A 1,034-nucleotide genomic window follows, 5' to 3' on the forward strand; every position below is an offset into this window, starting at 1 on the left:
GCTTGCCGCCAATCCGGGGCGCGTGCGCGAGATCGTGCCCGTCGAGTTGCCGCTCGAGCGCACGCTGGAGATGCGCGAAACCCCCGAGTTCGTCCGCCTCACGAGCCATCTGCGGCGCGTGCTGGAAACCTGCTGAGGCCGATGCAATGAATACCCGTTCCCTCGACTCCGCAGCGCCCGGCGCATTCGCCGCACCAGCCGACCCTGAATACCTAGCATGGGCCGCCGCGCGGCAAAAGCGCATCTGGCGCCGCCGCATTCTTCCGGCGCTCGGCATCGTCGGGCTCATCGTGCTGTGGTGGGCCGTGATCGTCGCGTTCGGCGTCAAGCCCTTCATTGCGCCCACGCCCTGGGCCGTGCTGGAGACGCTCTACGCCAAGCGCGACGTGCTGCTCGACAACCTGCTGCCCACCGCGATGGAGGCCGCTGGCGGCTTCGTGCTGGGCAATCTCGCGGCCATCGCCGTCGCGACGATCTTCGTGCACAACAAGACGCTGCAGGACATCTTCTTTCCGGTGGTGCTGATGTTCAACGCCGTACCGTTGGTGGCCAAGGCTCCGGTGCTGGTGCTCATCATGGGCAACGGCATGGAGCCGAAGATCACCATTGCCGCGCTGGTGTGCTTCTTTCCGACGCTGGTGAACATGGTGCGCGGGCTGGAGTCGGTCAACCCGCAGGCGATGGAGCTGATGCGCGTGCTGTCGGCGAGCAAGACCGAAATCTTCTTTCGCCTGCGGCTGCTCAATGCGTTGCCTTACCTCTTCTCGGCCTTGCGCATCGCCGCGTCGATGTGCGTGATCGGGGCGGTGGTGGGCGAGTGGGTGGGCGCCATGGTGGGCATCGGCGCCATGATCTTGCAGGCCACTTTCAACTTCGATTCGCCGCTGCTCTACGCCGCGATCGTCATGAGCGCCACGCTCTCGGGGCTGTTCTTCCTGCTGGTGACGCTGGCGGAAAAGTGGGTCATCCGCTGGCAACCCGAAAGCACGCACTGACGCGCCCGGTGCACTTCACACACATCCAAACATTTCAAC

1 protein-coding gene is annotated in these 1,034 nt (G+C 64.9%); it reads left to right on the plus strand.

All coding sequences use genetic code 11. From position 1 onward, the window contains the following. Positions 1-146: 146 nt before the first annotated feature. Positions 147-995 (plus strand): ABC transporter permease, encoded by an 849-nt coding sequence (locus ACSFA3_RS26020; RefSeq protein WP_435468697.1) that lies wholly within the window; start codon positions 147-149, stop codon positions 993-995. Positions 996-1,034: the final 39 nt, after the last annotated feature.

Source organism: Variovorax glucosi, from assembly GCF_051216695.1.
GTDB lineage: Bacteria > Pseudomonadota > Gammaproteobacteria > Burkholderiales > Burkholderiaceae_C > Variovorax.

What these genes read in the sequence shown, in the direction of transcription:
- ACSFA3_RS26020 (WP_435468697.1), top strand. Translation starts at nt 147, where the DNA reads ATGAATACCCGTTCCCTCGACTCCGCAGCGCCCGGCGCATTCGCCGCA.